Source organism: Reinekea marinisedimentorum, from assembly GCF_004341165.1.
GTDB classification, from domain to species: domain Bacteria; phylum Pseudomonadota; class Gammaproteobacteria; order Pseudomonadales; family Natronospirillaceae; genus Reinekea; species Reinekea marinisedimentorum.
Genome location: NZ_SLZR01000007.1, coordinates 186592 through 211471, shown reverse-complemented (window position 1 = coordinate 211471; position 24880 = coordinate 186592). Strand labels below are relative to the sequence as shown.

The 24880-nt window shown below is 51.8% G+C and carries 18 protein-coding genes; 11 read left to right on the top strand and 7 right to left on the bottom strand.

The window, feature by feature from the left end; genetic code table 11:
- Positions 1–133: 133 nt before the first annotated feature.
- A complete protein-coding gene (locus tag BCF53_RS10120; RefSeq protein ID WP_132701609.1) occupies positions 134–1273 on the bottom strand; it encodes a hypothetical protein in 1140 nt (379 codons plus the stop codon).
- Between the two features lie 467 nt (positions 1274–1740).
- On the opposite strand from BCF53_RS10120, the gene cysK reads away from it, so the two are divergent.
- Positions 1741–2676 carry a cysteine synthase A gene (gene cysK, locus BCF53_RS10115; RefSeq protein WP_132701608.1) on the top strand — a complete coding sequence of 312 codons (936 nt, stop codon included), beginning with the start codon at positions 1741–1743 and terminating at the stop codon, positions 2674–2676.
- 79 nt (positions 2677–2755) lie between these two features.
- Here the strand turns inward: cysK and BCF53_RS10110 are convergent, their stop codons facing one another.
- The 3 genes from BCF53_RS10110 to BCF53_RS10100 form a co-directional block, all read right to left on the bottom strand.
- A complete protein-coding gene (locus tag BCF53_RS10110) occupies positions 2756–4246 on the bottom strand; it encodes a glutamate synthase subunit beta (RefSeq protein ID WP_132701607.1) in 1491 nt (496 codons plus the stop codon).
- A gap of 11 nt (positions 4247–4257) precedes the next feature.
- Positions 4258–8871, bottom strand: coding sequence for a glutamate synthase large subunit (gltB, locus tag BCF53_RS10105; RefSeq protein ID WP_132701606.1), 4614 nt, complete (start codon positions 8869–8871; stop codon positions 4258–4260).
- A gap of 469 nt (positions 8872–9340) precedes the next feature.
- The gene (locus BCF53_RS10100; protein WP_132701605.1) at positions 9341–11200 is read right to left on the bottom strand and encodes a TIGR00341 family protein; all 1860 of its coding nucleotides are present in this window, start codon (positions 11198–11200) and stop codon (positions 9341–9343) included.
- Between the two features lie 218 nt (positions 11201–11418).
- Here BCF53_RS10100 and BCF53_RS10095 point away from each other — a divergent pair, with 218 nt between their 5' ends.
- The 4 genes from BCF53_RS10095 to BCF53_RS10080 are packed head-to-tail and all read left to right on the top strand — an operon-like array spanning position 11419 to position 14711.
- Complete coding sequence (locus BCF53_RS10095) at positions 11419–12342, top strand: Ppx/GppA phosphatase family protein (protein ID WP_132701604.1); 924 nt, start codon at positions 11419–11421, stop codon at positions 12340–12342.
- Between the two features lie 50 nt (positions 12343–12392).
- On the top strand, positions 12393–13130 hold the full coding sequence (locus tag BCF53_RS10090) for a 5-oxoprolinase subunit PxpA (RefSeq protein WP_132701603.1): 738 nt from the start codon (positions 12393–12395) through the stop codon (positions 13128–13130).
- Complete coding sequence (pxpB, locus tag BCF53_RS10085) at positions 13120–13800, top strand: 5-oxoprolinase subunit PxpB (RefSeq protein WP_132701602.1); 681 nt, start codon at positions 13120–13122, stop codon at positions 13798–13800. The genes BCF53_RS10090 and pxpB overlap by 11 nt, the downstream gene beginning before the upstream one ends.
- Positions 13797–14711: a 5-oxoprolinase subunit C family protein gene (locus BCF53_RS10080; protein ID WP_132701601.1), complete on the top strand. Its 915-nt coding sequence runs from the start codon at positions 13797–13799 to the stop codon at positions 14709–14711. The genes pxpB and BCF53_RS10080 overlap by 4 nt, the downstream gene beginning before the upstream one ends.
- A 333-nt stretch (positions 14712–15044) precedes the next feature.
- Here BCF53_RS10080 and BCF53_RS10075 read toward each other — a convergent pair whose 3' ends face one another.
- The gene (locus BCF53_RS10075; protein WP_132701600.1) at positions 15045–16376 is read right to left on the bottom strand and encodes a TolC family outer membrane protein; all 1332 of its coding nucleotides are present in this window, start codon (positions 16374–16376) and stop codon (positions 15045–15047) included.
- 161 nt (positions 16377–16537) lie between these two features.
- Between BCF53_RS10075 and BCF53_RS10070 the strand changes: the two genes are divergently transcribed.
- The 4 genes from BCF53_RS10070 (at position 16538) to parE (ending at position 20566) form a co-directional block, all read left to right on the top strand.
- Positions 16538–17143, top strand: coding sequence for an NUDIX domain-containing protein (locus BCF53_RS10070; protein WP_132701599.1), 606 nt, complete (start codon positions 16538–16540; stop codon positions 17141–17143).
- 26 nt (positions 17144–17169) lie between these two features.
- On the top strand, positions 17170–17631 hold the full coding sequence (locus BCF53_RS10065; RefSeq protein ID WP_243645809.1) for a DUF1249 domain-containing protein: 462 nt from the start codon (positions 17170–17172) through the stop codon (positions 17629–17631).
- A 128-nt stretch (positions 17632–17759) separates the two neighbouring features.
- Positions 17760–18551 carry a 3',5'-cyclic-AMP phosphodiesterase gene (gene cpdA / locus BCF53_RS10060; RefSeq protein WP_132701597.1) on the top strand — a complete coding sequence of 264 codons (792 nt, stop codon included), beginning with the start codon at positions 17760–17762 and terminating at the stop codon, positions 18549–18551.
- Positions 18552–18652: 101 nt separating this feature from the next.
- Entirely contained in the window at positions 18653–20566 is a 1914-nt protein-coding gene (parE, locus tag BCF53_RS10055; RefSeq protein WP_132701596.1) for a DNA topoisomerase IV subunit B, read from the top strand.
- A gap of 42 nt (positions 20567–20608) precedes the next feature.
- Here the strand turns inward: parE and BCF53_RS19610 are convergent, their stop codons facing one another.
- On the bottom strand, positions 20609–20719 hold the full coding sequence (locus tag BCF53_RS19610) for a helix-turn-helix domain-containing protein (protein ID WP_424511404.1): 111 nt from the start codon (positions 20717–20719) through the stop codon (positions 20609–20611).
- A gap of 164 nt (positions 20720–20883) precedes the next feature.
- On the opposite strand from BCF53_RS19610, the gene BCF53_RS10045 reads away from it, so the two are divergent.
- Together BCF53_RS10045 and BCF53_RS10040 are read left to right on the top strand one after the other, a co-directional pair.
- A complete protein-coding gene (locus tag BCF53_RS10045) occupies positions 20884–22299 on the top strand; it encodes a dihydrolipoyl dehydrogenase (RefSeq protein WP_132701595.1) in 1416 nt (471 codons plus the stop codon).
- Between the two features lie 16 nt (positions 22300–22315).
- Positions 22316–22924, top strand: coding sequence for a flavin reductase family protein (locus tag BCF53_RS10040; RefSeq protein ID WP_132701594.1), 609 nt, complete (start codon positions 22316–22318; stop codon positions 22922–22924).
- Positions 22925–23035: 111 nt separating this feature from the next.
- Here the strand turns inward: BCF53_RS10040 and BCF53_RS10035 are convergent, their stop codons facing one another.
- Positions 23036–24265 carry a hypothetical protein gene (locus BCF53_RS10035; protein WP_132701593.1) on the bottom strand — a complete coding sequence of 410 codons (1230 nt, stop codon included), beginning with the start codon at positions 24263–24265 and terminating at the stop codon, positions 23036–23038.
- Between the last annotated feature and the right edge of the window lie 615 nt (positions 24266–24880).

Genomic DNA, 24880 nt, shown 5'->3' with positions numbered 1-24880 from the left:
GGAAGGCAGCGCTCAACCGGTTCATGATTGAATTTGAAGAGCGCTTGGAAGATTATTTATAAACCTTGCAGTTACACAGAATTAATTACAGGGTCCCGGTTAGGGGGCTTATCTATTGAAAAACAATTTATCTTTAATAATCTACGTATAGGCTATAATCGGAACCAAGGTAAGTCACTGTTATTTCAGCAGTCCCCCCGGTTTCAAACGCATCTGTAAGCGTTAAAGAAAATACGTAAGGTAAGTTATAAGCGACACCTAAAGTGGGTACTGATTCACTGCTATAGCTGACTGTGAAATCTTCATCGTCATCGTCATCCCCTGAAACCGCAATGCTAGTACCGGCTACAGGCGTATTCCCATTGTAATCAGACACCAGAACATAGATAGTGTCACCGACATTCCAATCTGTGACGTCAGTCACTGCATCAAAGTCAGTTGTATAGTCAGCCGATACCGCCGTATTTGGTGAGCCATATGTTGGACCCCAAACTATCTGCGTATGATCCCAAATATATATCGATGTTTCTGTACAGTGCCCTGCAGTAGAAGCTGCAGCACTACAGTTTTCTCCACGGTACAGGCTCGACGATGCTTCGTACTCACCATTATCATTGTAGTCAAAAAACGCATCTTCAGAGAACGTCAAACCAGTCGCTGAATCGGTGAAACTAGAGTTGTCATAACCGTCAAAGTTATAGTCTTTATATGCTTCTGGTGCTGACATTATAGCCTCGTTCAAAGCTAAGCCATCTTGCCCATCATCAACAACATCTCCAGCCACATTGTATATTCCATTAACTGTACCACTGTCATAGAAAGAGTCTTCTCCAACAGTATAAGCTAGAACGGTAGCCAAGCCATCTTCAGGACGGGTACCGCCAGAAACCCAGGTAACAGAACATGAGCCACTTGAAGTTGAGCACGTATTTTCCTGAAGATATCCATTCTCGGCCCAAAAATAAACAACCGTATCGTCATCAACAGCCTCATTAAAGCGATCTGCAACCTGAACAGTAAAAGTTGCTGTAATTCCATCAGTATTAAGTGCTTCGTCAACTACTGCTGCATCTACAGATAATGAAAAACTATCGTAGTCAGGCAAATTTCCAGTTGTTGTAGTGGTGCTGTCATCAGAATCGTCATCTGTGGTTTCTTCAGTCGTATCTGTATCATCCGAAGAATCGTCATCATCCTCATCATCCACGTTTCCGCAGGCAGTCAGCGCCAGCATAGTCATTAGTGCAATTAACCATTTAGATTTTGGGTTCACAAAATGCTCCTTACCAATTAATTAAACAAACATTAGCCACCAAGCTTATTCTACCGCCGGTCTGGCCAACGCTAATTACCCACGATAATTTCTACAACCTAGCTATATTCTTTATAGTTCTCAATATATTAAAGACATTTTTATGACTCTGCGCCGACAAAAAACGGACAAAGCTATTTTTCCTACTTTTTTGCACTACCTCGTGTTTTCTTTTTGAACCAGCTCACAAAATTGAGGAGGGAAAAGCACGTAAAAACAATCACGACTGCCATCCTGAAACTGAGGGAACTTAACTGATTATGTATAGGAGGCGGTTAGTTGGATTTAGGCAACCGAATAATCAGGTGCCCGATTATTAGCAACCAATATCAAATAACTAATTTATAGCAATCTAGGATTTATTGTTATTTAGAACAACGCCCGAAACCCATTAGACTGGTTCTATATCTGACGAACAGGAGGTTTAAATGCGCATCGCAAATTCCGTTACCGACCTTATTGGTAACACCCCACTGGTTAAGCTGAATAATTTGACGAAAGGCTGCAAAGCCACCGTTGTTGCCAAGCTGGAGTTCTTTAACCCGGGCAAATCTGTTAAAGACCGAATCGGTAATGCCATGATTGAAGCGGCGATTGAATCGGGTGCGCTGAAGCCGGGCATGACCATCGTTGAGCCGACCTCCGGCAACACCGGCATCGCGCTGGCGATGGTGGCTGCTGCGAAGGGTTACAAGTGCGTTTTAACCATGCCGGAAACGATGTCTAAAGAGCGTCGTCAGCTGTTACGCGCTTATGGTGCCGAGCTGATCTTAACCCCGGGCCCGGAAGGCATGGGCGGTGCGATCGCCAAGGCGAAAGAGCTGGCGGAAAGCGACCCGGCCAAATACTTTTTACCACAACAGTTTGAGAATGCAGCCAATCCGGCGATTCATTCAAAAACGACAGCGGAAGAGATCTGGGCCGATACCGATGGCCAGGCGGATATTCTGATCTCTGGCGTGGGCACCGGCGGTACCGTTACCGGTATTGCCAAGGTACTGAAAGAGCGCAAGCCGGGCTTTAAAGCGATTGCCGTTGAGCCTGCGGCATCACCTGTGCTTTCCGGCGGTGCGAAAGGCCCACACCCTATTCAGGGCATTGGCGCAGGCTTCGTACCGAAGGTGCTGGAAACCGATTTATTGGATGAAATCATCCAGGTCGAAAACGGAGACGCCTTTAAAACCGCTCGCGCTGCCGCAACCGAAGAAGGCCTACTGGTGGGAATTTCCTCTGGCGCGGCCATCTGGAGCGCGTTGGAAGTAGCCAAGCGCGACGAGAACGAAGGCAAGCTGATTGTTGTCATCATTCCTTCCTTCGGTGAACGCTACCTTTCGACGGCGCTGTTTGCAGACCTGGCCGACTAAGCCTCTTGCTTATTGAACGGGCATAAAAAAACCGCGATCCAGGTCGCGGTTTTTTATTGGCTGAAACTGACCTGCGCGGTTACTTAGGCAGGAAAGTTTGACCCATCAGGTATTGATCGACCTGCTGTGCAGCGCCACGCCCTTCGTTGATTGCCCAAACAATCAAGCTCTGACCACGACGAGCATCACCACAGGCAAACACACCCTCAACGCTGGTATTGAACTCACCGTACTCCGCTTTCGCGTTAGAACGCATGTCTTTTTCAACACCCAAATCATCCAGGATTTTGCCTTCAGGCCCTAAGAAGCCCATGGCCAGCAATACGATATCGGCCGGGTAAACCTTTTCGCTGCCAGCGATTTCCTGAGGAATCATCTGACCTTCCGGGTTTTTCTTCCATTCAATGTTTACGGTATGCACCGCTTTAACGTTGCCTTTTTCATCCTGCTCGATCTTCTTGGTCATTACCAGGTAGTCACGCGGGTCTTTGCTCTGTACCGCAATAGACTCTTCCTGACCGTAATCGACCAGCAAGCGCTTAGGCCACTGCGGCCATGGATTGCTTTCCTGGCGGGTTTCCGGCGGCTTCGGCATGATCTCGAGCTGAACAACAGACTCACAGCCATGACGCAGCGATGTGCCCACACAGTCGGTACCGGTATCACCACCACCGATGACGACAACATTTTTGCCTTCGGCGTTGATGAATGCACCGTCTTTGTGTTCAGAATCGAGCAGGCTCTTGGTGTTTTTAGTTAAAAACTCCATCGCGAAGTAAACGCCTTTGGCGTTGCGGCCTTCGACCGGCAGGTCACGCGGTACGGTTGCACCGGTGGCCAGAACAACGGCATCAAAGTCGTCGTTCAGTCGATTCACGGAAAGGTCCTTGCCGATCTCTGTATTGGTGACGAACTTAACACCTTCTTCACGCATGATGTCGATACGGCGCTCGACAATTTCCTTTTGCAGCTTCATGTTCGGAATGCCGTACATCAACAGGCCACCGATGCGGTCAGCACGCTCATACACAGTAACGGTGTGACCGGCCGAATTCAGCTGAGCGGCAGCGGCAAGGCCAGCGGGGCCAGAGCCTACCACGGCAACCGTTTTACCGGTGCGAGCCTTCGGCGGGTTGGCGACAACCCAGCCTTCCTCGAAGCCTTTTTCAATAATCGACACTTCGTGCAGCTTAATGGTGACCGGGTCAGCATTAATACCCAGTACACAGGAACCTTCACACGGCGCCGGACAAACCCGCCCGGTAAATTCCGGGAAGTTATTGGTTTTGTGCAAACGCAGCAGCGCTTCTTTCCAGCGGCCGCGGTAGATTAGGTCGTTCCATTCCGGAATCAGGTTATTCACAGGGCAGCCGGCTACTGCTGGCGCGTACTGAGACATACCTGACATACAGAACGGTACACCACAATCCATGCAGCGCGAGGCCTGATCGCGAATTTCCGCTTCAGGCATGTGCTCGTGCACTTCTTTCCAGTCAATTAATCTGTCTTTAGCGTCACGGTCTTCAGGCAGCTTACGCGCAACGTCAATAAAACCCGTAGGATTTCCCATTGTTCTCCCCCTTAAGCCGTGGTTTTAGCCGCTTTTGGCTTTTTCAGCGCTTCGATATGCATTTCGAACGCAGCGGATGAAATTTCTTCTTCAGTTTCATACTTGCCGCTCTCGCGGGCAATTTGCATCAACTGTTGAATGTGTTTGTAGTCAACCGGCATTACCTTAACGAACTGGGTAAGCGCAGCCTCCCAGTCGGCCAGCATGGCTTCGGCAATATCAGAGCCGGTGACCTTCGCGTGCTCTTCAATCAAGGCTTTCAGACGCGCCTGATCTTCAGGTTCCAGCCCTTCGATCTCGACCATTTCCATGTTGCACTTGCTGGCGAAGTCTTTGTTCTTGTCGTAGACAAAAGCAACACCGCCCGACATACCTGCAGCAAAGTTACGGCCGGTTTCGCCAAGGATGACAGCACAGCCACCGGTCATGTATTCACAACCGTGATCACCTACGCCCTCGACAACAGCCGTTACGCCAGAGTTACGTACACAGAAGCGCTCACCGGCACGACCGCGGATAAAGGCACGGCCATCGGTGCCACCAAAGAAGGCAACGTTACCGATGATGATGTTTTTGCTCGGCTCAAACGGTGCTTTGGCATCCGGATAAACCACCATCTTGCCGCCGGACAAGCCCTTGCCGAAGTAGTCATTGGCATCGCCTTCCAGCTCGAAGGACACGCCCTTGGCCATAAAGGCACCCAGACTTTGACCGGCGGAACCCTTGAATTTCACCTTAATGGTGTCTTCCGGCAGGCCATCGGCGTGGTAACGCTTGGAAACCTCGTTAGATAGCATGGCGCCCACTGAGCGATCGACGTTATGAATATCGTACGCCAGGTTCACCTGAGTACCGCTTTCCAGCGCTGCCGCGGCATCGACGATCATCTTGCGGTCGATAATGTCATGTATAAGGTGCTTCTGTTCGATGCTCTGATACAGCGTATCGGTTTCAAACATAGGCGTTGCTTTGTACAGAACCGGAGACAAATCAATCGTCTTGAATTTCCAGTGATCAACATCGGTACGCGGCTCTAAGCACTGAGCCTGACCTACCATTTCGTTGATGGTACGGAAGCCCAGCTCGGCCATGATTTCACGCAGGCCTTCAGCCATCATGGTGAAGAAGGTCACCACGTTTTCAACCTTACCCTTGTAACGGTCACGCAGGCGCTTGTCCTGAGTGGCAATACCGGCCGGGCAGGTGTTCATGTGACACTTACGCATCATGATACAGCCTTCAACCACCAGCGCAGCGGTTGCCACGCCCCACTCTTCGGCACCCAACAGGGTTGCGATAGCGAGGTCGCGCGGAGTTTTCATCTGGCCATCTGCCTGAACAACAATACGCGAGCGCAGACCGTTCTGAACCAGAGTCTGGTGCGTTTCCGCCAGACCCAGCTCCCAAGGCAAACCAGCGTGTTTGATAGAGCTGATCGGTGATGCACCGGTACCGCCGTCATGGCCGGCAATCAGCACAACATCGGCATAGGCTTTACAGACACCCGAGGCAATAGTGCCTACGCCCGCTTCAGAGACCAGCTTAACGTTGATGCGTGCATCGCGGTTGGCGTTTTTCAGGTCGTAGATCAGCTGAGCCAAATCTTCGATGGAATAAATATCGTGATGCGGCGGCGGTGAAATCAGGCCCACACCCGGCGTAGAACCACGGGTACGACCGATCCAGCCATCAACCTTGTGACCCGGCAGCTGACCACCTTCGCCCGGCTTAGCGCCCTGGGCCATCTTGATTTGCAGTTCCGCAGCGTTGGTCAGGTAGTGCGAGGTCACACCGAAACGACCGGAAGCCACCTGCTTGATTTTGGACACCATGTTGTCGCCGTTTTCCAGCGGTGTGAAGCGAATAGGGTCTTCGCCGCCCTCACCGGAGTTCGACTTACCGCCAATGCGGTTCATGGCAATCGCCAGCGTGGTGTGCGCTTCCCATGAAATAGAACCGAACGACATCGCACCGGTCGCGAAACGCTTGAAGATAGACTCAACCGGTTCAACTTCTTCCAATGGCACAGATGGACGGTCGGCATTGAACTTCAGCAGGCCGCGCAGCGTGTACATATCTTTTGACTGATCATCGACGTTACGGCAGTACTCTTTAAACTGCTCCGGATCGTTCTGTTCCGTTGAATGCTGCAGCAAACGGATTGTCGTCGGGTTAAACAGATGGCGTTCGCCATCGTTACGCCAGGCGTACTCACCGCCGGATTCCAGCGCCGGCTCCATGAAGATACGGTCATCAACCGGATAGCCCTCACGGTGCTTGGTCAGAGATTCCAGTGCAATTTCATCCAGCCCGATACCTTCAATACGGCTAACGGTACCGCAGAAGTATTTATCCACAACCGCCTGGTTAATACCCAGTGCTTCAAAGATTTGCGCACCCTGGTATGACTGCAGCGTGGAAATACCCATCTTGGAGAAAATCTTCAACAGGCCGGAATTCACCGCCTTGGCGTAGCTGTTGAATACTTCGGCATCGGTCAGATTGGAATCGATCACGCCTTCATTGCGCAGCTCCAGCAGGGTTTCAATGGCAATGAACGGGTTCACTGCCGAGGCACCAAAGCCCAGAACCGTTGCAAAGTGGTGGGTTTCGCGCACGTCACCGAATTCACCAACGATATCGCAGTCTGCACGCAGACCGGCTTTGATCAGATGGTGGTGCACGGCAGCGGTTGCCAACACAGACGGAATAGCCACGTGGTCGGTGTCGATATCACGGTCTGAAAGGATAATGATCTGGAAGCCATCACTGACAGCATCCACCGCATAACGGCAGATTCGTTCCAGCGCACGCTCCAGCTCACCCGGGTTACCAGTGGCACGGAAGGTGGTTGGAATGGTTCGTGTCTGGAAGTGCGCATGGTCGATATAGCGCAGCTTCATCAGCTGAACGTTATTCAGAATCGGCTGTTTGATTTCCAGTTTATGGCAGTGCTTGGCCGTTTCTTCCAGCAGGTTCAGGTCGCCACCAATGTAGGTGCGCAGCGACATTACCATCTCTTCTCGAATCGGGTCGATCGGCGGGTTGGTGACCTGAGCAAACAGCTGCTTGAAGTAATGGGACAGGTGCTGAGGGCGATCAGACAGCACCGCGAATGGTGTATCGGTGCCCATAGAACCCAATGGTTCCTTCTTAGTACCCACCATATCGGCCAGAATCAGGTTCAAATCTTCTGCGGTGTAACCGAAGGCGCGCTGACGCTTCTTCAGGTTATCCACCAGCGGATGTTCAACCTTCACCTCTGGGGTAGGCAGATCATCGAGGACGATCTTTTCCTGCTTAACCCATTCAACGTAGTCCTGACGCGAGCAGACATCAGACTTCACTTCATCGTCTGAAATAATGCGGCCTTCGTTCAGGTCGCAGATAAAGATTTTACCCGGCTGCAGGCGGCCTTTTTCAACCACTGTAGATTGATCAACCACCAGAGCACCGGTTTCAGAACCCATGACCACCATGCCATCGTCAGTGACCAGGTAACGCGACGGGCGCAGGCCGTTACGGTCGAGCGTTGCGCCAATGATGTTGCCATCGGTAAAGGAAATAGACGCCGGGCCATCCCAGGGTTCCATGATGCAAGCGTAGTACTCATAGAAGGCGCGCTTAACCGGATCCATGTTTTCCTGTGTCTGCCAGGCTTCCGGTACAACCATCATCATGGCCTGTGCCAGCGGACGGCCAGCCAGAACCAGCAGCTCAACCATCATATCGAGGTTGGCCGAATCGGACATGCTGCGGTCGAAAATCGGCATGAGCATATCCATCTCTTCTTTAGTGAAGCGGATAGACTCGAACAGTGCCTGACGGGCTTCCAGCCAGTTAATGTTGCCTTTAACGGTGTTAATCTCACCGTTGTGCGACAGATAGCGGAATGGCTGGGCACGACGCCAATGCGGGAAGGTATTGGTGGCAAAGCGCGAGTGGAACATCGCCAGTGCGGAGACGCAACGGTCGTCCTGAAGGTCCAGATAGTACTGACGCACCTGTGCTGTGGTCAGCTGGCCTTTATAAACCAGAGTGCGCGATGACATCGACGCAATGTAGAAATCTTCACCAATGTTGTTAACCGTTTCGGCAACCAGGTGACGGGTGTAGTTACGCAGCACGTACAGTTTGCGCTCAAACTGCTGCTGAGTCTTACAGTTGTAGTTCTGAATGAAGACCTGCTCGATGCAAGGTTCCTGATCTTTGGCCGCCTGACCGATCATGCTGTTATCCACCGGCACTTTGCGGTAACCCAGCAGACGCAGACCCAGACGGGTCATGTTGCGCTCCAGTATCTCGCGGCATTCCAGGCGCTTACTTTCGTCGGCAGGGAAAAACACCATACCAACGCCGTATTCACCGTTTGCGGGCAGCGTTATGCCTTCTTTGGCGGTTTCTTCCTCGAACAGTTCGTGAGGAATTTGAATCAACACGCCAGCGCCGTCGCCGCTGTTGACGTCCACGCCTGTACCGCCACGGTGCTCCATAGCAGAGAGCATCGTTAATGCGTTTTCAATAATGTCGTGGGACTTGCGGCCTTTGAGGTTTGCAACAAAGCCAATACCACAGGCATCGTGTTCAAAATCGGGTCGATACAGACCAGGGTGCATCTTATTCATAGACTCTTCCAGTTCATTTTTCTCATACCCATATCCGCCAGAAATGTATCCTCTAGCGTGGACGTTTTTCAGTCTCAACATCTGGATAAATTAATGAGAAGTCGCAAAAATGAAAATGCGAGGTAAATTCTCGAAACTCGCATACTAATGATTCATCAGCGTGAGGCAATCTTTGTATTGCCTGAAACTCAGTAATTTACTTTTCCAAATTCAACAATTCCACCTATATTGTCTGACAATTAGGTCAGATTTTTTTCAAGCCCTTGGCTGAAATCCGCACAGCACCGGCGTTTCCGGCACGCACCAAAAAAGTCCGTTTTCAGGTTGATATTAATCACAAACTCCAAATATGGGGCATAAAGTAGTAGGTGATTTTTCTGCCAAACTACTTTTCATTTTTTGCAGCATCTAAAAAACAGAACAATAAACCACAAAATGATCAACCTAAGCGATCATAAATAATGGCGCGCTAATATCGGATTACCCAGATCACATCCATGACCACCGGCTCGCCGACCCGCGCTTCAATAGCCCGCTTCACTTCCGGCAAATCGACCTCAGCCGGGTTTTCAGAGATCACCATTTCCATACTCAACTGAACCGGCTCACTGACGCTCAGTACCTTTATCTGGCCAAGCGTTACGCCTTCAAAAGAGAACAGATCCAGCGCCGAGACGATGGTTGCCTCTTTACGCAGCTGATTAAAGCTGAACGCCAGTGGCACACTCACCAGCGCCACCAGCAGCAAAGACAGGATCAACCCGCGCCTCGCGGTATTAAAGGGCGCGAATCCCAGCATTAGGAAGGTCGCCGCGGCAGAAAAGACAATGCCCGCCAGGTTAGTTATAAATAGCAGCAGCGCTCCGCTGGCAACACTCCAGCTCAGCCAGCCTAATCCGATGCCCGTAACCGCCAGTGGCGGCACCAGTGCAACGGCAATGGCCACACCGGCCAAGCCCTTTGCGGCCTGCGAACGTGCATAAGCGAATGCACTGGCCGTACCGGAAATCACCGCAATGCCCAAATCGAGCAGTGTGGGTCGCAGGCGCGCGCCTATTTCAGAGGTGACCACCTCGAGCGGCAGCATAAAGGAAAGCAGCATGGCACAAAGCACTGCCAGCGCCGTACCCAGTGCAAGCGTCTTGCCACTTGTCAGCAACAGGCCCTCATCCTGGCGGGTAATCGCCATCGACAACGAAACAATGGGTGACATCAGCGGGGCCAGTATCATGGCACCGATAATGACCGGTGCCGAATCGGCGTATAGACCAAAGCCCGCCAGCAAGGTAGAAAGCACCATCAGCGTCAAAAAGGTCGAAGACAGCTGCGCGGCCTCCCGCATTTGCAGGTAGAGCTCTTTAAAGTCTTCAGTGGCGGCGTGGGTTATCAGCGGCAACGGTTTGTTGGCGATACCCGTGATATATTCCGCGGAGGAGTTCAGCGCTTTCAGACGGCGAACCTCTTTGTGGCGGCTGCTGCCCTGAAGCAGCTGTGAATCGGGCTCCAACCCCAGTTTTATCGCGCCCTCATCAACCCACAGCGACAGGCTTCTGGCTTTAAACTCACGTTCATCCGCCCGGCAGTCTATTTCTTCCGGACTTTCCAGAACCAGCGATTGCGACCTGAGAATACCCAGGAAGCCCGGCTGCGGCAGGTTGCGTTCAAACAATGACATCACAAAAAAGCGCAACATCTGGGTAAGGCTCTTCGGCGCCACAACCAACGAATAAAACATGCCGTCATTGACATAGTTTTCCGGCAGCAGCTTGCGCGACAGGTTAGATTGCAACACATGCGGCGAACACATGACGCCGACCGCCGCAGTTTTCAGTGAGCTCTCTTTGCCGGTCTTCAGAGAGATGGCCTTGGGAACATACTGGTGAATACGGAACAGCTGATGTCCGGCCGTTTTTGCCCGCTGCCAGGCATTGCGGCTATGACCGCCCGGCTGGAAGTTAAATGCCCGGCCCACGACCACCTTATTAAGCACAATCTGATTATCGCAGCGCAGCAGATCCAGCGATTGCGTCTGACGTTGAGCCAAATCCAGCTCACTTTTCGCCAAAGACTTATCCAAACAGAAGCCACGCCGGCTGTTGACGGCATCGTCGTGCGGTAACGGGTGCAATGTAAGTTCGGTGCCGGCGGCACGGTCGAGCAGCTGACGCAGGTGTTCATCGCTCAGGAAGATCAGCAGATCGGTAAAATCGGTTATGCATTCGGCATCCTCCGGCCAGCGGAGCAGACAAACGCTGTAATTGAGCCTGGGCAGAATGTCCTTCTGAACCTCAGGCAGATCCTGTTCACTGGCAACCAGACAGACCGTCATGATCACTTTCCTTGGTGAGTTATAAGTGCACAGCAAATTAGCATAGGCGTAAAAAACAATTCCACTAAACCGGCGTTGCACCGACTCCCACCTTTATACGAGAACAATCGCCCGTTCACCGGCAAGAAATGGGCTGCAGTGAGCGATCCGGGCGGGTTTATTTGGCTTTGCTTTACAATAAAAGTTATATTCCCGTCTAAAGAAAAGAACACTGAACCATGCCAGGCCCAGAATTCGTAGCTGCCATTGATTTAGGCTCTAACAGCTTTCATCTCGTGATCATGAAGCACGAGAACAAAAAACTGACTTCGGTAGACTGCCGGCGGGAATTAGTGCGCTTAGCTGCCGGCGTTGATAACGGCCGTATAAACGCCGAAACCAAAAACCGGGCGATCCGCTGCCTGGCCCATTTCAAAGACTATTTAAAGAACTATCCGAATATCGCCGTTACCGCTGTCGGCACCAGCGCGTTCCGTAATCTCACCAGCGATCAAAACTTCATGCGTCAGGCAGAAAACACGCTTGGACACCCGATCCGTGTGATCAGCGGCGATGACGAAGCCCGCTACATCTATCTGGGCGTCTCCCAGAACCAACCTGATCACTCACGGTTTGTGCTTGATATCGGCGGCGGCAGTACCGAGATAATCGTCGGCAAAGGCCGCGAACCCCTTGCCCTGGCCAGTCTGGAGCTGGGTTGCGTCACCCTCACCGCTCAGTTTTTAGATTCCGATACGCTAACCGAGCAGCAATTACAGAATTGCATGGATTACGTTGATCAACAGCTCGATAACATCGCCGACCGCTTTGCCGGCCTGAGCTGGGAAGATGCCATTGGCTCTTCCGGCACCATCAAGGCCGTAAACTGGGCCATGCACAACCTTGACATCGCCGAAGCCGGGCTGATAAAACGGGATCAGCTGGATCGCCTGCTGCCGGTACTGACTCAGGCAGACAGCCAGCACCAGCTGTCACAGTTGTTAGAGCTAAACCCGCGCAGAATTACCGTCTTCGCTGCCGGCTATGTAATTACGCACCGAATCTTCCACCGGTTTGGAATTCAACAGATGCGTATTTCAACCAAAGCCATTCGCGAAGGGCTGATAGAAGAGCTGATCTCACCGCCGAAAGCCCACAGTTAATTGTGCCGCAACAAAACACAAAACCGCTTACTGACTTTTTTGGATTAAACATGAAACTTAATTGTGACCTAGGCGAAAGCTTCGGCTCCTGGACGATCGAAGGAGAAACCGAAGTCATGCCGCTCATCGATCAGGCTAATGTAGCCTGCGGCTTTCATGCCGGCGACCCGGTGGTGATGGCAAAGACTCTTGGGCTGGCCAAACTCAATCAGGTAGAGGTTGGCGCCCACCCCGGATACCCCGACTTAAACGGATTTGGCCGTCGCTCTATGGCCCTGTCTGAAAACGAGCTCTACCAGAGTCTGCACTATCAGATATCCGCTGTGGCCGGTATGGCCAGTGTACAGGGCATGACCATCAGCTACGTTAAGCCGCACGGTGCGCTTTACAACGACATGATGAAAAACGATGACATTCGCACCACCATCATGAAGGCCATCGCCGACTACCCACTGCCATTGGCATTGATGCTGCAAGCCAATGAGAGCCACAGCCAATATGCAGAGCAGGCGCGTAAATTTGACCTGCCTCTGCTTTTCGAGGCATTCGCCGACCGTGGCTATACCGAAACAGGTACACTCGTGCCCCGCAGCCAGGCAGGCGCCATGCTGAACGGTGCTGAAATGCTGGAGCGGGTGAAGGCACTTTGTGAGCAGGGTGTGGTGTATGCCGTGAGCGGCAAGGCACTGAGCTTCCCGGTCGACTCACTGTGTGTGCACGGAGATAACGCCGAGTCTGTCGCCCATATTAAAGAAATAAAGAATCTGATGAGTCATTATGAGAATTGAAGTAGCGTCGGAGCGATCCGTCATTCTGTACCACAACGAAACGGTCGGTGAAAAAACCACCGCCCAACTTAAGGCAATAGGCAATGCTGTTCGAGCTGAGCTGGGCGAAAAGCTTCTCGACCTGGTGCCTTCATACCAATCATTGCTGGTTATCTTTAACCCACTGCTGACCACCCACACCGACGTTTCCGACTGCCTGATAAAGCACATCGAGCAGCTGCCGCCAACCACACCGCGCGCGCAAAGTGAACTGGTGCGCCTGCCTGTTTTTTATGATCTGGAGGTCGGTTACGACCTGGAACGTATTGCCAGCCATCACAACAGCTCCATTGAACAGGTTATTCAGCAGCATTGCATGAACATTTATCAGGTGTACGCCATTGGCTTTGCGCCGGGCTTTGCTTACCTGGGCGAAGTGCCGGAGCAGATCGCTATGCCGCGTCTTGAATCCCCTCGCCCGAAGGTAGAGAAAGGCTCTGTGGGTATCGCAGATCGCCAGACCGCAATCTATCCGGCAACCTCACCGGGCGGCTGGAACATCATTGGCCGTTGCCCGAGCGAACTGTTCAACCCGGAAAAAGACCCGGTTATGCCGTTCAAGGTGGGTGACAGCGTACAGTTTTTACCGATCACCAAAGAAGAGTTCCTGACCCTGGGAGGCACGCTATGAATACGTTTACGGTTGTTTCTCCGGGCCCTTTCACCACCGTTCAGGATGCTGGCCGCGTGGGCTACCACGATATCGGCCTGACCGAAGGCGGCCCGATGGATTTCCGCTCCTTCGCTATCGCTAACCGTCTGGTTGGCAATGATGAAAACGCCAGCGCTCTGGAGATCACCTTTGGTGGCCTGACCCTGAAGGCAAAAAAACCGGCCACTATCGCGATTGCAGGCGCCTTTGTGCCGCTGATGATCAACGGCAAGCCAAGATCGATCTGGCAAACCCAGCAACTGGCGGCCGGCGATGAAGTCAAACTGGGCTTCTCCGGTTTGGGCGTACGCAGCTATCTGGCCGTATCCGGTGGCTTTAACAGCCCGCAATGGTTTAACAGCAGCGCCACAGTGATGCGCGAAAGCCTGGGCGAGCCATTAAAAAAAGGTGACGAGCTTGAGGCCGGTTCAACCGCTCAGGTCCGCAATAAACTGAACTACCTTGATCAGCCAAGCCTGCGTAAGAGTATTCAGTTGCGTTTTGTTGCCGGGTATCAGTGGGCTTCAGTGGCTAAAGAGCAGCAACAGCGCTTCCTGAACTGCGAATACCAGATTTCAGCGCGCAACGACCGCATGGGTTATCAGCTGGAAGGCGACAAGATTGACTCCGGCATTGAAAAGATTTATTCCGAAGGCATCAGTAAAGGCACCATTCAGCTGCCGGGTAATGGCCAGCCGATTGTGTTGATGAACGACCGGCAAACCATTGGCGGTTACCCTAAACTGGGTGCGGTGATTTCGCCGGATTTAGACAAGCTGGCACAATTAGCCGCCGGCTCCAGCGTGCGCTTTGTGCCCATCAGCCCGGAGCAGGCGGTTGAGGAATACCGCAAGTACCGGCAAGGGATTGAGTCAATCAGCTTTATTTAACAGATGTTAGGGAAGGCGGGCGTTTCGCCCGACCTACGGATGAGCCGCTGTTGTAGGTTGGTCTTCAGGCCAACACAGCATGGCTCCGTTCATCATTTGAGGCTTACTTGTCGGGCTAAAGCCCGACCTACAGACGAGCCACTGTTGTAGGTTGGTCTTCAGGCCAACACGGCGTGGTACTGTTTTTTGATTTGAGACTTACTTATCGGGCTAAAGCCCGACCTACAGATGAGCCGCTGTTGTAGGTTGGTCTTCAGGCCAACACCGCGTGGCACTGTTCATTATTTGAGGCTTACCTGTCGGGCTAAAGCCCGACAGGTAAGAGCGCGGCGATTATTCCGCCAGCATATAGTCTTCAATGCTTTGCAAGTCGGCCAGTGAAAGCTGGCCGGCTTCCATTTTCAGATTAAGCAAATCAACCAAGTAGTCGTAACGGGCATTGTTCAGATCGTTCTGCGCGGAATACAGCGCCAGCTGAGAATTCAGCACTTCAACAATATTGCGCGTACCTACGTCATAACCCACTTCCGTTGCCTGCAATGCAGATTCACGGGATTTCAGCGCCTGCTTTTGAGCATCTACGTTCTGCGCATCGGCCTGAACGGTTCGGTACAGGTTAGCAACGGTGACCGCTTTGCTGCGCTTCAGCAGTTCCAGCTGCTGCTCCAGAATGTTATTGGAGATCCCCAATTTCGCCAGCTCTGCGCTGTTACCGCCGCCGGTATAGAGATCAAAACTGGCGGAAAGTGATACGCCAACTGTCCAGTTCTGCTCATCATCGTTATCTGTACCGGTGAAATAATCATCGTAATCCACATAAGCGGAGCCAGTGACAGTCGGATAGGTCAAATTTTCCCGGGTGCCCTTCAGCGTTAACTCACCGACTTCGATGTTTTTCTCGGCCACCAGAATATCCGGGTGCTTTGACACCGCATGGTCAATCCACAATTGCTGGCCATCGTCCTCGGGAATCGAGACCGGAATGTCTTCACTGATGCTCAGAATGTCGTCCGGCGCCTGACCGGTGATGATCGATATATTCTGCAGTGCAATATCGTAACTGGATTCCGCCCGGATCAGAGCCACCTTGGTTTCATCCAGTGTCGCAGTGGCATCTAAAACATCGGTAATAGCAACCAGACCAACATCATAACGCTGCTGCGTTTGCTCATACTGACGCTCAACGGCTTCCAATTGTGCTTTAGCGACTTGCAGCGCATCTTTTGCTCGCAGACCATTAATGTAGGCTTCAGCCACACGAACCATCAGATCCTGCTCGGCATAAGCGGCTTCAATATCCACAATAGAGGCGTTTACCTTAACGGCTTCATAACCGGTGAACGCCGCCAGCGCGAAAATGTTCTGGCTAACGGTCAGCGTGGCACCAAAATTCTGAGCGTCGAAATCCAGACCCAGCGACTCACTGCCATCGGAAGTGCTTTCGCTGTATACACCGTAAGAGGAACTTGCGGTCACGGTAGGCAGTACTTTTGAAAATCCAGTCGTGACATCTTGCTGAGCGGAATCAACCTGATACTGTGCGATTTTCAGCGTTGTGTCGTTCTTTATTGCCTGCTCATAAGTTTCGAGCAGTGATTGAGAGGCATCTACCTGAACGGCCGCCAACGCCAATGTTAAACCAGAAATAAATAATTTTTTTTGCATGGGTCCGTCTCGAAACTTGCATTGAATAGGGAACAGGATTCATTATGCCCTGCGCGTGAACACCCGTGTAGAGTAAAATCTGACCAGCTGATAATTATTTCAGCTATTAAACGCAAATAAACTGCGCCAAAAGTCATTTCCTCGAAAAAGGCCTCATCATTATGAAACGTGATACAGACTCCTTTCAATTCCAAATTGACCAGGATAAGCCTCTTTATAGTGGTTTTTACAGCATGAAGCACCTGACGGTTTCACACCAGCGGTACGATGGCTCTCATCTGACCATTGAGCGTGAGCTGATGGACAGACACGATGCCGTTTGCCTGCTGCTGGTTGATGTAAAGGCCGACAAGTTCGTTTTTATTGAGCAATTTCGTGTTGGCGCTTTGCGCGAAAGCAACCCCTGGTTGATTGAAATGGTTGCCGGACTGATCGACAAAGACGAAAAACCAGATGAAGTCGCCCGCCGTGAAGCGGTTGAAGAAGCCGGCGTTGATGTGGGCCGTCTGGAGTTCATCTGCAAATACCTGCCCTCGCCGGGCGGCACCAATGAGCGCGTGTTCCTTTATGTTGGCGAAGTCGACAGCAGCACCGCCAGCGGTGTTCATGGCCTGGACGAAGAAGGTGAAGACATTCGCGTCCATACCCCCTCTATTACCGAGGCCTATCAATGGCTGGAAGACGGCCAGATTATCAACGCCGCCAGCATCATCGCACTGCAGTGGTTCCAGTTGCATGAAAGCCGGTTGAGAGCACAATGGGCGTAAGTTATGGCTACAGGAAGCCGGTCGTTATGAAACGCTATGTGCCGGATATCGCCAAGCACGGGCAGCTGTGTGAAGCCAACTTTGTACGTCTGGAACGCTTGCTGGGCAACAGCAAGGCTGACACCTTCGAGTTCAGCTGGCACGACCCACAAGGCAATGAGATTGACGTTGATATTGAAGTCATCGAACGCTTCAAGTACACCACCACCCTGCAGCTCACCAAAACCTTCAGCACGGTGCCCGCGCCCTTGAATGTGGTGGAACTCACCGTTCGGGTTTATTCCGATGCGCGTATGGCCGAGGTCGTCACGTTGAAACAGGGCAGCCAACTCAGCGGTGTGTACCGCTACCCCAACGATCAGATGTATCAGATCGATGAAAAAGAGCAGGCCAATCACTACCTGGCGGAGTGGCTCAGCCACCTGTTAAGCCATGGTGCCGTTAAATCGGTCTGGAAACCCGGCGCGACAGACAGTACCGAAGATTAAAGAGAACCCTTCTCATTTTTTGTCGATCAGTTCATGAATAGTGATTAGATTGACCCAACTTAAGTGACATCCGCTACACTCTTTTGTATAAAGACATAAACTACGACCGCTATGGAAAGATCGTATTAATGGCACAGACTTTTACGCTTGTCCAAATCACCGATCCTCATCTGCATGCATCCCCGGATGGAACCTTGCTGGGTATGAATACGGAGAACAGCCTCAAGCTGATTGTTGAGCGCATTGCGCAAACTGTTCCGAAGATCGATATGATTCTCGCCACCGGCGATATCGCGCAAGACAGCAGTGTTCAGGCTTACAAGAACTTTCTGAGCCATATTAAACCGCTGAAAGCCCCGATGCGTTGGATTCCCGGCAACCACGATAGCCGTGAAAACATGGCGGAAGCCTGTATCGGCCTGGACCACAGCGACCCGGTTGTTGAACTGGGCGACTGGGTGATCGTACTGCTCGATTCCATCGTGCCGAAAAAGGTCTACGGTGAGCTGGCACCAGACCAACTAGAGCTGCTCGAGAACACTCTGGAGCAGCATAAAGATCGCCACGTGCTGTTAACATTCCACCATCACCCGCTTGATATGGAATGCAAATGGATCGACAGCATCGGCATTCGCAACCCTGAAGCACTGCACAAGGTACTGAGCAAGTACGAAAACGTTCGCGCTACCCTGTTTGGCCATGTTCACCAGGACAGCGATCGTGTGATCAATGGTATGCGTTATATCTCCACGCCATCTACCTGTGTTCAGTTTCTACCCAAAAGTGAAGATTTCGGTATTGATACGCTTGGCCCGGGTTATCGAACCCTTACGCTGCTGCCGAATGGCGACATTGAAACCTTTGTTGAACGGGTAAAAGGCCCGGAATTCGAAATCGACTTCAGCCAGAAAGGCTACTGACCGCTCTGTAGCCTGCCTGCACTGGCAATCATCGCATCCTGCTTTTTTTCTGTTATCCTAAGTTCTTCTTTTTATTCGGGTTTTACGAGGTTACTGTGCCGATGACCAACAATTCCTATTCCGCCGAAGCCATTGAAGTACTGAGTGGATTAGAACCGGTTCGCAAACGGCCCGGTATGTATACCGATACCACCCGACCCAACCACTTAGCGCAGGAAGTCATCGATAACTCTGTCGATGAAGCGCTCGGCGGTTTTGCCGATACCATTGATGTGGTTCTGTTTAAAGATGGCTCGCTGAGCGTGACCGATAACGGCCGCGGTATGCCAGTGGATATTCACCCGGAACACGGTATTCCCGGTGTTGAGCTTATTCTGACCCGACTGCATTCCGGCGGTAAGTTCTCCGGTAAAAACTACCAGTTTTCAGGTGGTTTGCACGGCGTCGGTGTTTCTGTAGTTAATGCCCTTTCCAAGGTGCTTGAAGTTTCCGTGAAGCGTGATGGGCAGATTCACCGAATGGGCTTTAAAAACGGCGATAAGGCCATGGATATGGAAGTCGTCGGCACCTGTAAGAAACGCGAAACCGGCACCACCGTGCGCTTTATGCCGGATGAATCCTATTTTGACACCGGCAAGTTTCTGGTCAGCCGCCTGCGCCATGTACTGCGTGCAAAAGCGGTATTGTGCCCCGGCTTGCGCATCAACTTCCTGAATGAAGAAAAAGACGAATCCGATACCTGGTTCTATGAAGATGGCCTGAAGGACTACCTGACCAGCCACACCAAGTTATATGAAACCCTGCCGGAAGAACCTTTCACCGGGGCCTTTTCCAGCGAAGACGAAGCCGTCGACTGGGCCGTGCAATGGCTGCCCGAGGGTGGCGAAGGTCTTTACGAAAGCTATGTCAACCTGATTCCAACGGCACAGGGCGGCACCCATGTAAACGGTTTGCGCCAAGGGCTGCTGGAAGCCATGCGTGAATTCTGTGAATACCGCAACCTGCTGCCGCGCGGTGTGAAACTAGGGCCGGAAGACGTTTGGGATAAGTGCTCCTACGTACTCTCCTTTAAAATGCAGGACCCCCAGTTTGCCGGCCAGACCAAAGAGCGCCTGTCTTCGCGTCAGGCCTCTGCGTTTATCTCTGGCGTTGTTAAAGATGCCTTTGCCCTGTGGCTGAACCAGCATACCGATGTTGCTGAACAACTGGCTGATTTGGCGATATCCAACGCCAATGCGCGGATGCGCAAAGCCAAAAAGGTCGCCCGCAAAAAAGTGACCTCCGGCCCGGCCCTGCCCGGTAAGCTGGCCGATTGCTCCGGCAATGACGCTATGAAGGGCGAGCTGTTTCTGGTTGAGGGTGATTCGGCCGGCGGCTCCGCTAAACAGGCACGCGACCGTACCTTCCAGGCGATCATGCCGCTGCGCGGTAAAATTCTAAACACCTGGGAAGTCGACAGCACAGAAATTCTGGCCAGTCAGGAAGTTCACGATATCGCCGTTGCCCTGGGTGTCGACCCCGACAGCGACAACACCGAAGGCCTGCGCTACGGCAAGGTATGTATTCTGGCGGATGCCGATTCCGACGGTCTGCACATTGCTACCCTGCTGTGCGCGCTGTTCGTTATGCACTTTAAAACCCTGGTGAAGGAAGGCCACGTTTTTGTCGCCATGCCACCGCTGTACCGGATCGACATCGGCAAAGAGATTTACTACGCACTGGATGACGACGAGCGCGAAGGCATTCTCAACCGCATCAAGGCCGAGAAGAAACGTGGCAAGGTGCAGGTCACCCGCTTTAAGGGTTTGGGTGAAATGAACCCGATGCAATTGCGCGAAACCACCATGGACCCGAACACCCGCCGTCTGGTTCAGCTGACCATTGAAGACAATGACCAGACCATGGAAATCATGGATATGCTGCTGGCGAAAAAACGCAGTGGCGACCGTAAACAGTGGCTGGAAAGCAAGGGTAATCTGGCAGAGGTTGGCAACTCTATGGAAGTGGTTGAATAGAAAACTGTGCTCACGGGCAATGATCGCCATTGCCCTTCCATCTCAATGCAGAATCTGACGAAACTCTGATGGCGTCATGCCTGCTCTCTTCTTAAAGACTCTGGAAAAATCCTGCACCGATTCGTACCCCATGCCCTCGGATATTTCCGTCACCGACGGTATTGCGGCAGCCCGCCGTATTTTCACCCGTTCAATTAAATAATGCTGAATACCGTCTATTGGTAAGCTTTTCGTCAGATGAGCACTATCAGCAGAACATGGGTTGAATTTAGATTAGAAAACACTAATATAAAGAAAATTCAATTCAGGATCGAAACATGAGAAAAGTTAAAGTTGCCATTATCGGCGCCGGAACCGCCGGCTTAACGGCTCTTGGCGTTGTTCGAAAACAAACCGAAGATTTTGTCATCATCAATGAAGGCTGGTATGGCACAACCTGCGCCAAGGTAGGTTGCATGCCATCGAAAGTGCTTATCCAGATTGCAGACGATTTTGACCGGCTTAAGAAGCTCTCCGTTGAAGGCATTCGCGGTGTCGAGAATGCCAGCGTCGATACCGCCACAGCCATGCAGCGGGTGCGCAAACTGCGCGACGCCTTCGTTGGCAATACTGTTAAATTCACAGACAGCCTGCCCGCGGGAAAAAACCTGAACGGTAAGGCCGTCTTCCTAAGCAAGAATCAACTTGAGGTAAGCTTGCCTGACGGCACTAGCGAGCAGATAGAAGCAGAGCGCATCATTCTGGCAACTGGCTCCCGACCGATAATGCCGACACAGTGGGCGCAGCTCGGCCCGCAGGTCGTGACCAGCGATAATTTCTTTGAGCTGGAATCCCTGCCCAAGCGCGTCGCTGTGATTGGCCTGGGTGTCATTGGTCTGGAACTCGGCCAAGCTATGGCCCGCCTGGGCCTGGATGTAACCGGTATTGAAATGGCGGATACCATCGCCGGTATCAGCGACCCGAGCATCAAAGAGAAAGCCCTGCAGTTGATGCGCCACGATATGCAAGTGCATCTGGGCGTTGCGGCTCAGCTGGAAAAGCTAGACGATATCATTCGTGTCAGTGCCGGGGGTCAATCCTACGAGGTCGATCTTGTCTTGGTTGCCATGGGCCGTCGCCCGAACTTAGACAACATCGGTCTGGAAAACATCGGGGTCGCACTGGATGAGCGCGGCATGCCGCCAATGAATCCGGAAACGATGCAAATAGCGGGTACCGACATTTACATCGCCGGCGATGCCACCGGCAGCAAAGCTATTTTACATGAAGCAGCCGACGAAGGCCGGATAGCCATTACGAATGCTCTGGCCACGCTCAGCGAGAAACCTGTCGGCCACTATGCTGCCCGCACGCCGCTGGCCATGGCGTTCACCCACCCGAATATCGCCTGCTTTGGTGCGCGTTTTTCTGAGCTGGAGCAAAGCAATACCGCGGTTGGCGAGTTCGATTTCAATGAGACAGGCCGACCAAAAGTGATGCAGGAAACCGAAGGACTGGTGCGTTTGTATGCGGATAAAACCACCAAAAAACTGCTCGGTGGTGAAATGATTGCACCACGCGGCGAACACCTGGTGCATCAGCTTGCCTGGGTGATGCAGTTACAGACTGAAGTCGCAGATATTTTGCGCCTGCCCTTTTACCATCCAAACCTTGAAGAGGGTTTACGGGTTGCCTTGCGCAGTCTGGCCAAACAACTCTACAGCCCGGCAGAAGTTGAATTAATTTCCAAATAGTCACCAGGGAGTCACCATGTTTATAAAAACCGACAACATTGAAACACCTAATATTTATCAACTGCTGACCAACGGCATTGTGCCACGCCCGATTGCTTGGGTGAGTACTCTCAGCAAGGATGGCACATCCAATCTGGCACCCTATTCGTTTTTCAGCGTGGCCAGTGTGAACCCTCCGGTGTTAACTGTTACGGCTGTTCCTGCCAGAGACAAACCGGTTAAAGACACACTGCAGAACCTGATGGATACCGGCGAGGCGGTGGTTCATATCGTTACCGATGATTTTGCAGATCAGATGAACGACAGTTGCAAGGCCTTCCCTGCAGACACCAGCGAGATCGACGCACTGCAGATAACAACGGTTGCCAGTGAACTGGTGGCGCCACCGAGCATTGCCGGAAGCAAAATTCGCTATGAATGTAAGTTACGGGAAGTGCTGAACGTTACCCCGACGCCAGGCGGCGGTATGCTGATTATGCTTGATGTTCTGGGTGTTTTTGTTGACGACGCGGTTTCAGAGGGCAGTAAAATTAACCCATCCAAGATCAACGTTCTGGGGAAACTGGGTGGCAATGATTACAGTGATACAGCAGTAAAAGCTGTATTGCTGCGCCCGGAAGGCTAACCGGACAGCAATGCTCTAAACACAAAAAAGACCGCCTTTGTCACCAACAACAAAGGCAGTCGAGGGGTGTTTAACTTAGCTTGTTAACACCTGCTTAGCACTTTCGATTCATCAGAAATAAAAGTTCACTGCGGCTCCGGCAGAGAGCAGCTCACGGTCGTCGTCACCGGCATAGGCTTTATAGCTTGCAGCCGCACCCAACTTAACCATGTCGTTCACTTCATAGTGAATACCGGTGTTTACGATCGACAGTGAATCGTAATCGGAATCACCTTCCGGCGTCAGGAACAGCAGGCCGGCCGATAGCGTCACCGGCTTGGCAACACTGTAAGAGCCGTTAACCGCGGCACCGATCACACCGGCATTACCGAACGGATCAAACACACTGAGTGGTGGTGCCAAAACTTTCAGGTCGGTATCGCTGTGATCAAAGGTTTGCCCCAAGCCCTGCTGCATGGGTTGCACCATGCCGAACTTGTTGATGCTGGTTGCCTGAGTTTCGTCGTCATCAGCACCCAAAGCAAAGTACAGGCTGCCCTGAACAGAGCTTTTATCCATTGGGTAACTTGCAGTCAGGTAACCCTGTAAGCCGGTGTAATCGGTATCTTCCGAAGCTTCACCGAAGAAGGTCATCATTTCACCTTCAAAGCTGACCTTGCCTTTATTGTAATGCCCGGCAACACCCAGCGCCTGAAGGTTCCATTCATCGTAGGTTATGTCATCAGAATCGGTATATTCATCACTGTAATCAGTGGCGTAATAAACAGCGATATCACCCTGCTGAAAGCTGGTGTTGAGCTGTACACCCAACATGTATTCATCGCCATTGCCACCGTCACCATCCACAGTACCGCGCGAATCTTCCCATTCCAGGCCGGTATCATCGGTTGAATCATTTTCACTAACGATGCCACCAAACGCCATCAGCGAGAACTTGTCATTGACCTGCCATTCACCAGAGGTGCCAGTCAAGCCATCGACCTGAATGGTGTAAGCATTGCCAACCACTATTGGCAGCATGCCCGCCGATAGCGTTACTGCATCGCCCCGGTACTGGCCATATAGCGTTTCAATATTCACTTCGATGAATTCATTCGCGCCACTCATATTGGTGACCCCGAAATCCTGACCCCAGACACCCTCGGCAATTTTCACCCAGTAGTTAACCGAGTAACGGTCTTTAAAGGTATAGACCCCGCGCGATTCCAGAACCTGGGTGGTGTATTGCTGATCTGAGCCGTCATCATCCCGTGCAACAGTTGTCACGTTAAAGACGTTCGACATCTCAAAACCGTTCACATGAGCATCAGCTGGTGAGTCTGTTGCGGCATGAACTGCCATACTCAGCAGCGTTGGTACTGCCACCATTAATGGAAGGAACTTTGTTTTAGTTTTTAGTTTCACACTTCTCATTTCATATAACCCCATATGTCTTACTTTGAAAATGAATGAATAAGATGGTGAGATGGATGATGACTACGGTTTCTGCAGTAGCGGTTCGAGTGTTACGGTCATCCACTTTTAAGTAGCCCGGCTCACATTCTGCTGCAGCTACTTTCATTCTTATTTTTATCTTTTTATAGAGAGCCATTCGGGCTGACCGTGGCCAGTTCCAAATAGTTTCCCTGTGCAACTAAATATAGGTAGTGCAGATGCCTTATTCGTCTAAGCCTCTAGGTTCAAACCTTTTTTCCTGAGTTTTTTTACTCTGAAACTACCCGGTTTCTGACCAGGCTCTGTTCACACTATTTTCATCCAATGAGCCGGTATACTGGGGATTTCGGGCAGGCTGAAAAAGCCGCATGCGCTATTCAGCCAGAGCGAGTGATCACAACACCCTGAATGGTTTTTCCAGGCAGCAGCCCGTGGCGTATGGATGGCGTTCGGTCGCTATTTTCATGCGCGACGCTGGCCAGGAATGAGCATTCAGCCGGGGGAATTAAATTAAGGCGCGGC

Coding starts and splice junctions, on each gene's coding strand:
- cysK (WP_132701608.1), top strand. CDS start 1,741: ATGCGCATCGCAAATTCCGTTACCGACCTTATTGGTAACACCCCACTG.
- BCF53_RS10110 (WP_132701607.1), bottom strand. CDS start 4,246: ATGGGAAATCCTACGGGTTTTATTGACGTTGCGCGTAAGCTGCCTGAA.
- gltB (WP_132701606.1), bottom strand. CDS start 8,871: ATGAATAAGATGCACCCTGGTCTGTATCGACCCGATTTTGAACACGAT.
- BCF53_RS10100 (WP_132701605.1), bottom strand. CDS start 11,200: ATGACGGTCTGTCTGGTTGCCAGTGAACAGGATCTGCCTGAGGTTCAG.
- BCF53_RS10095 (WP_132701604.1), top strand. CDS start 11,419: ATGCCAGGCCCAGAATTCGTAGCTGCCATTGATTTAGGCTCTAACAGC.
- BCF53_RS10090 (WP_132701603.1), top strand. CDS start 12,393: ATGAAACTTAATTGTGACCTAGGCGAAAGCTTCGGCTCCTGGACGATC.
- pxpB (WP_132701602.1), top strand. CDS start 13,120: ATGAGAATTGAAGTAGCGTCGGAGCGATCCGTCATTCTGTACCACAAC.
- BCF53_RS10080 (WP_132701601.1), top strand. CDS start 13,797: ATGAATACGTTTACGGTTGTTTCTCCGGGCCCTTTCACCACCGTTCAG.
- BCF53_RS10075 (WP_132701600.1), bottom strand. CDS start 16,376: ATGCAAAAAAAATTATTTATTTCTGGTTTAACATTGGCGTTGGCGGCC.
- BCF53_RS10070 (WP_132701599.1), top strand. CDS start 16,538: ATGAAACGTGATACAGACTCCTTTCAATTCCAAATTGACCAGGATAAG.
- BCF53_RS10065 (WP_243645809.1), top strand. CDS start 17,170: ATGAAACGCTATGTGCCGGATATCGCCAAGCACGGGCAGCTGTGTGAA.
- cpdA (WP_132701597.1), top strand. CDS start 17,760: ATGGCACAGACTTTTACGCTTGTCCAAATCACCGATCCTCATCTGCAT.
- parE (WP_132701596.1), top strand. CDS start 18,653: ATGACCAACAATTCCTATTCCGCCGAAGCCATTGAAGTACTGAGTGGA.
- BCF53_RS10045 (WP_132701595.1), top strand. CDS start 20,884: ATGAGAAAAGTTAAAGTTGCCATTATCGGCGCCGGAACCGCCGGCTTA.
- BCF53_RS10040 (WP_132701594.1), top strand. CDS start 22,316: ATGTTTATAAAAACCGACAACATTGAAACACCTAATATTTATCAACTG.
- BCF53_RS10035 (WP_132701593.1), bottom strand. CDS start 24,265: ATGGCAGTTCATGCCGCAACAGACTCACCAGCTGATGCTCATGTGAAC.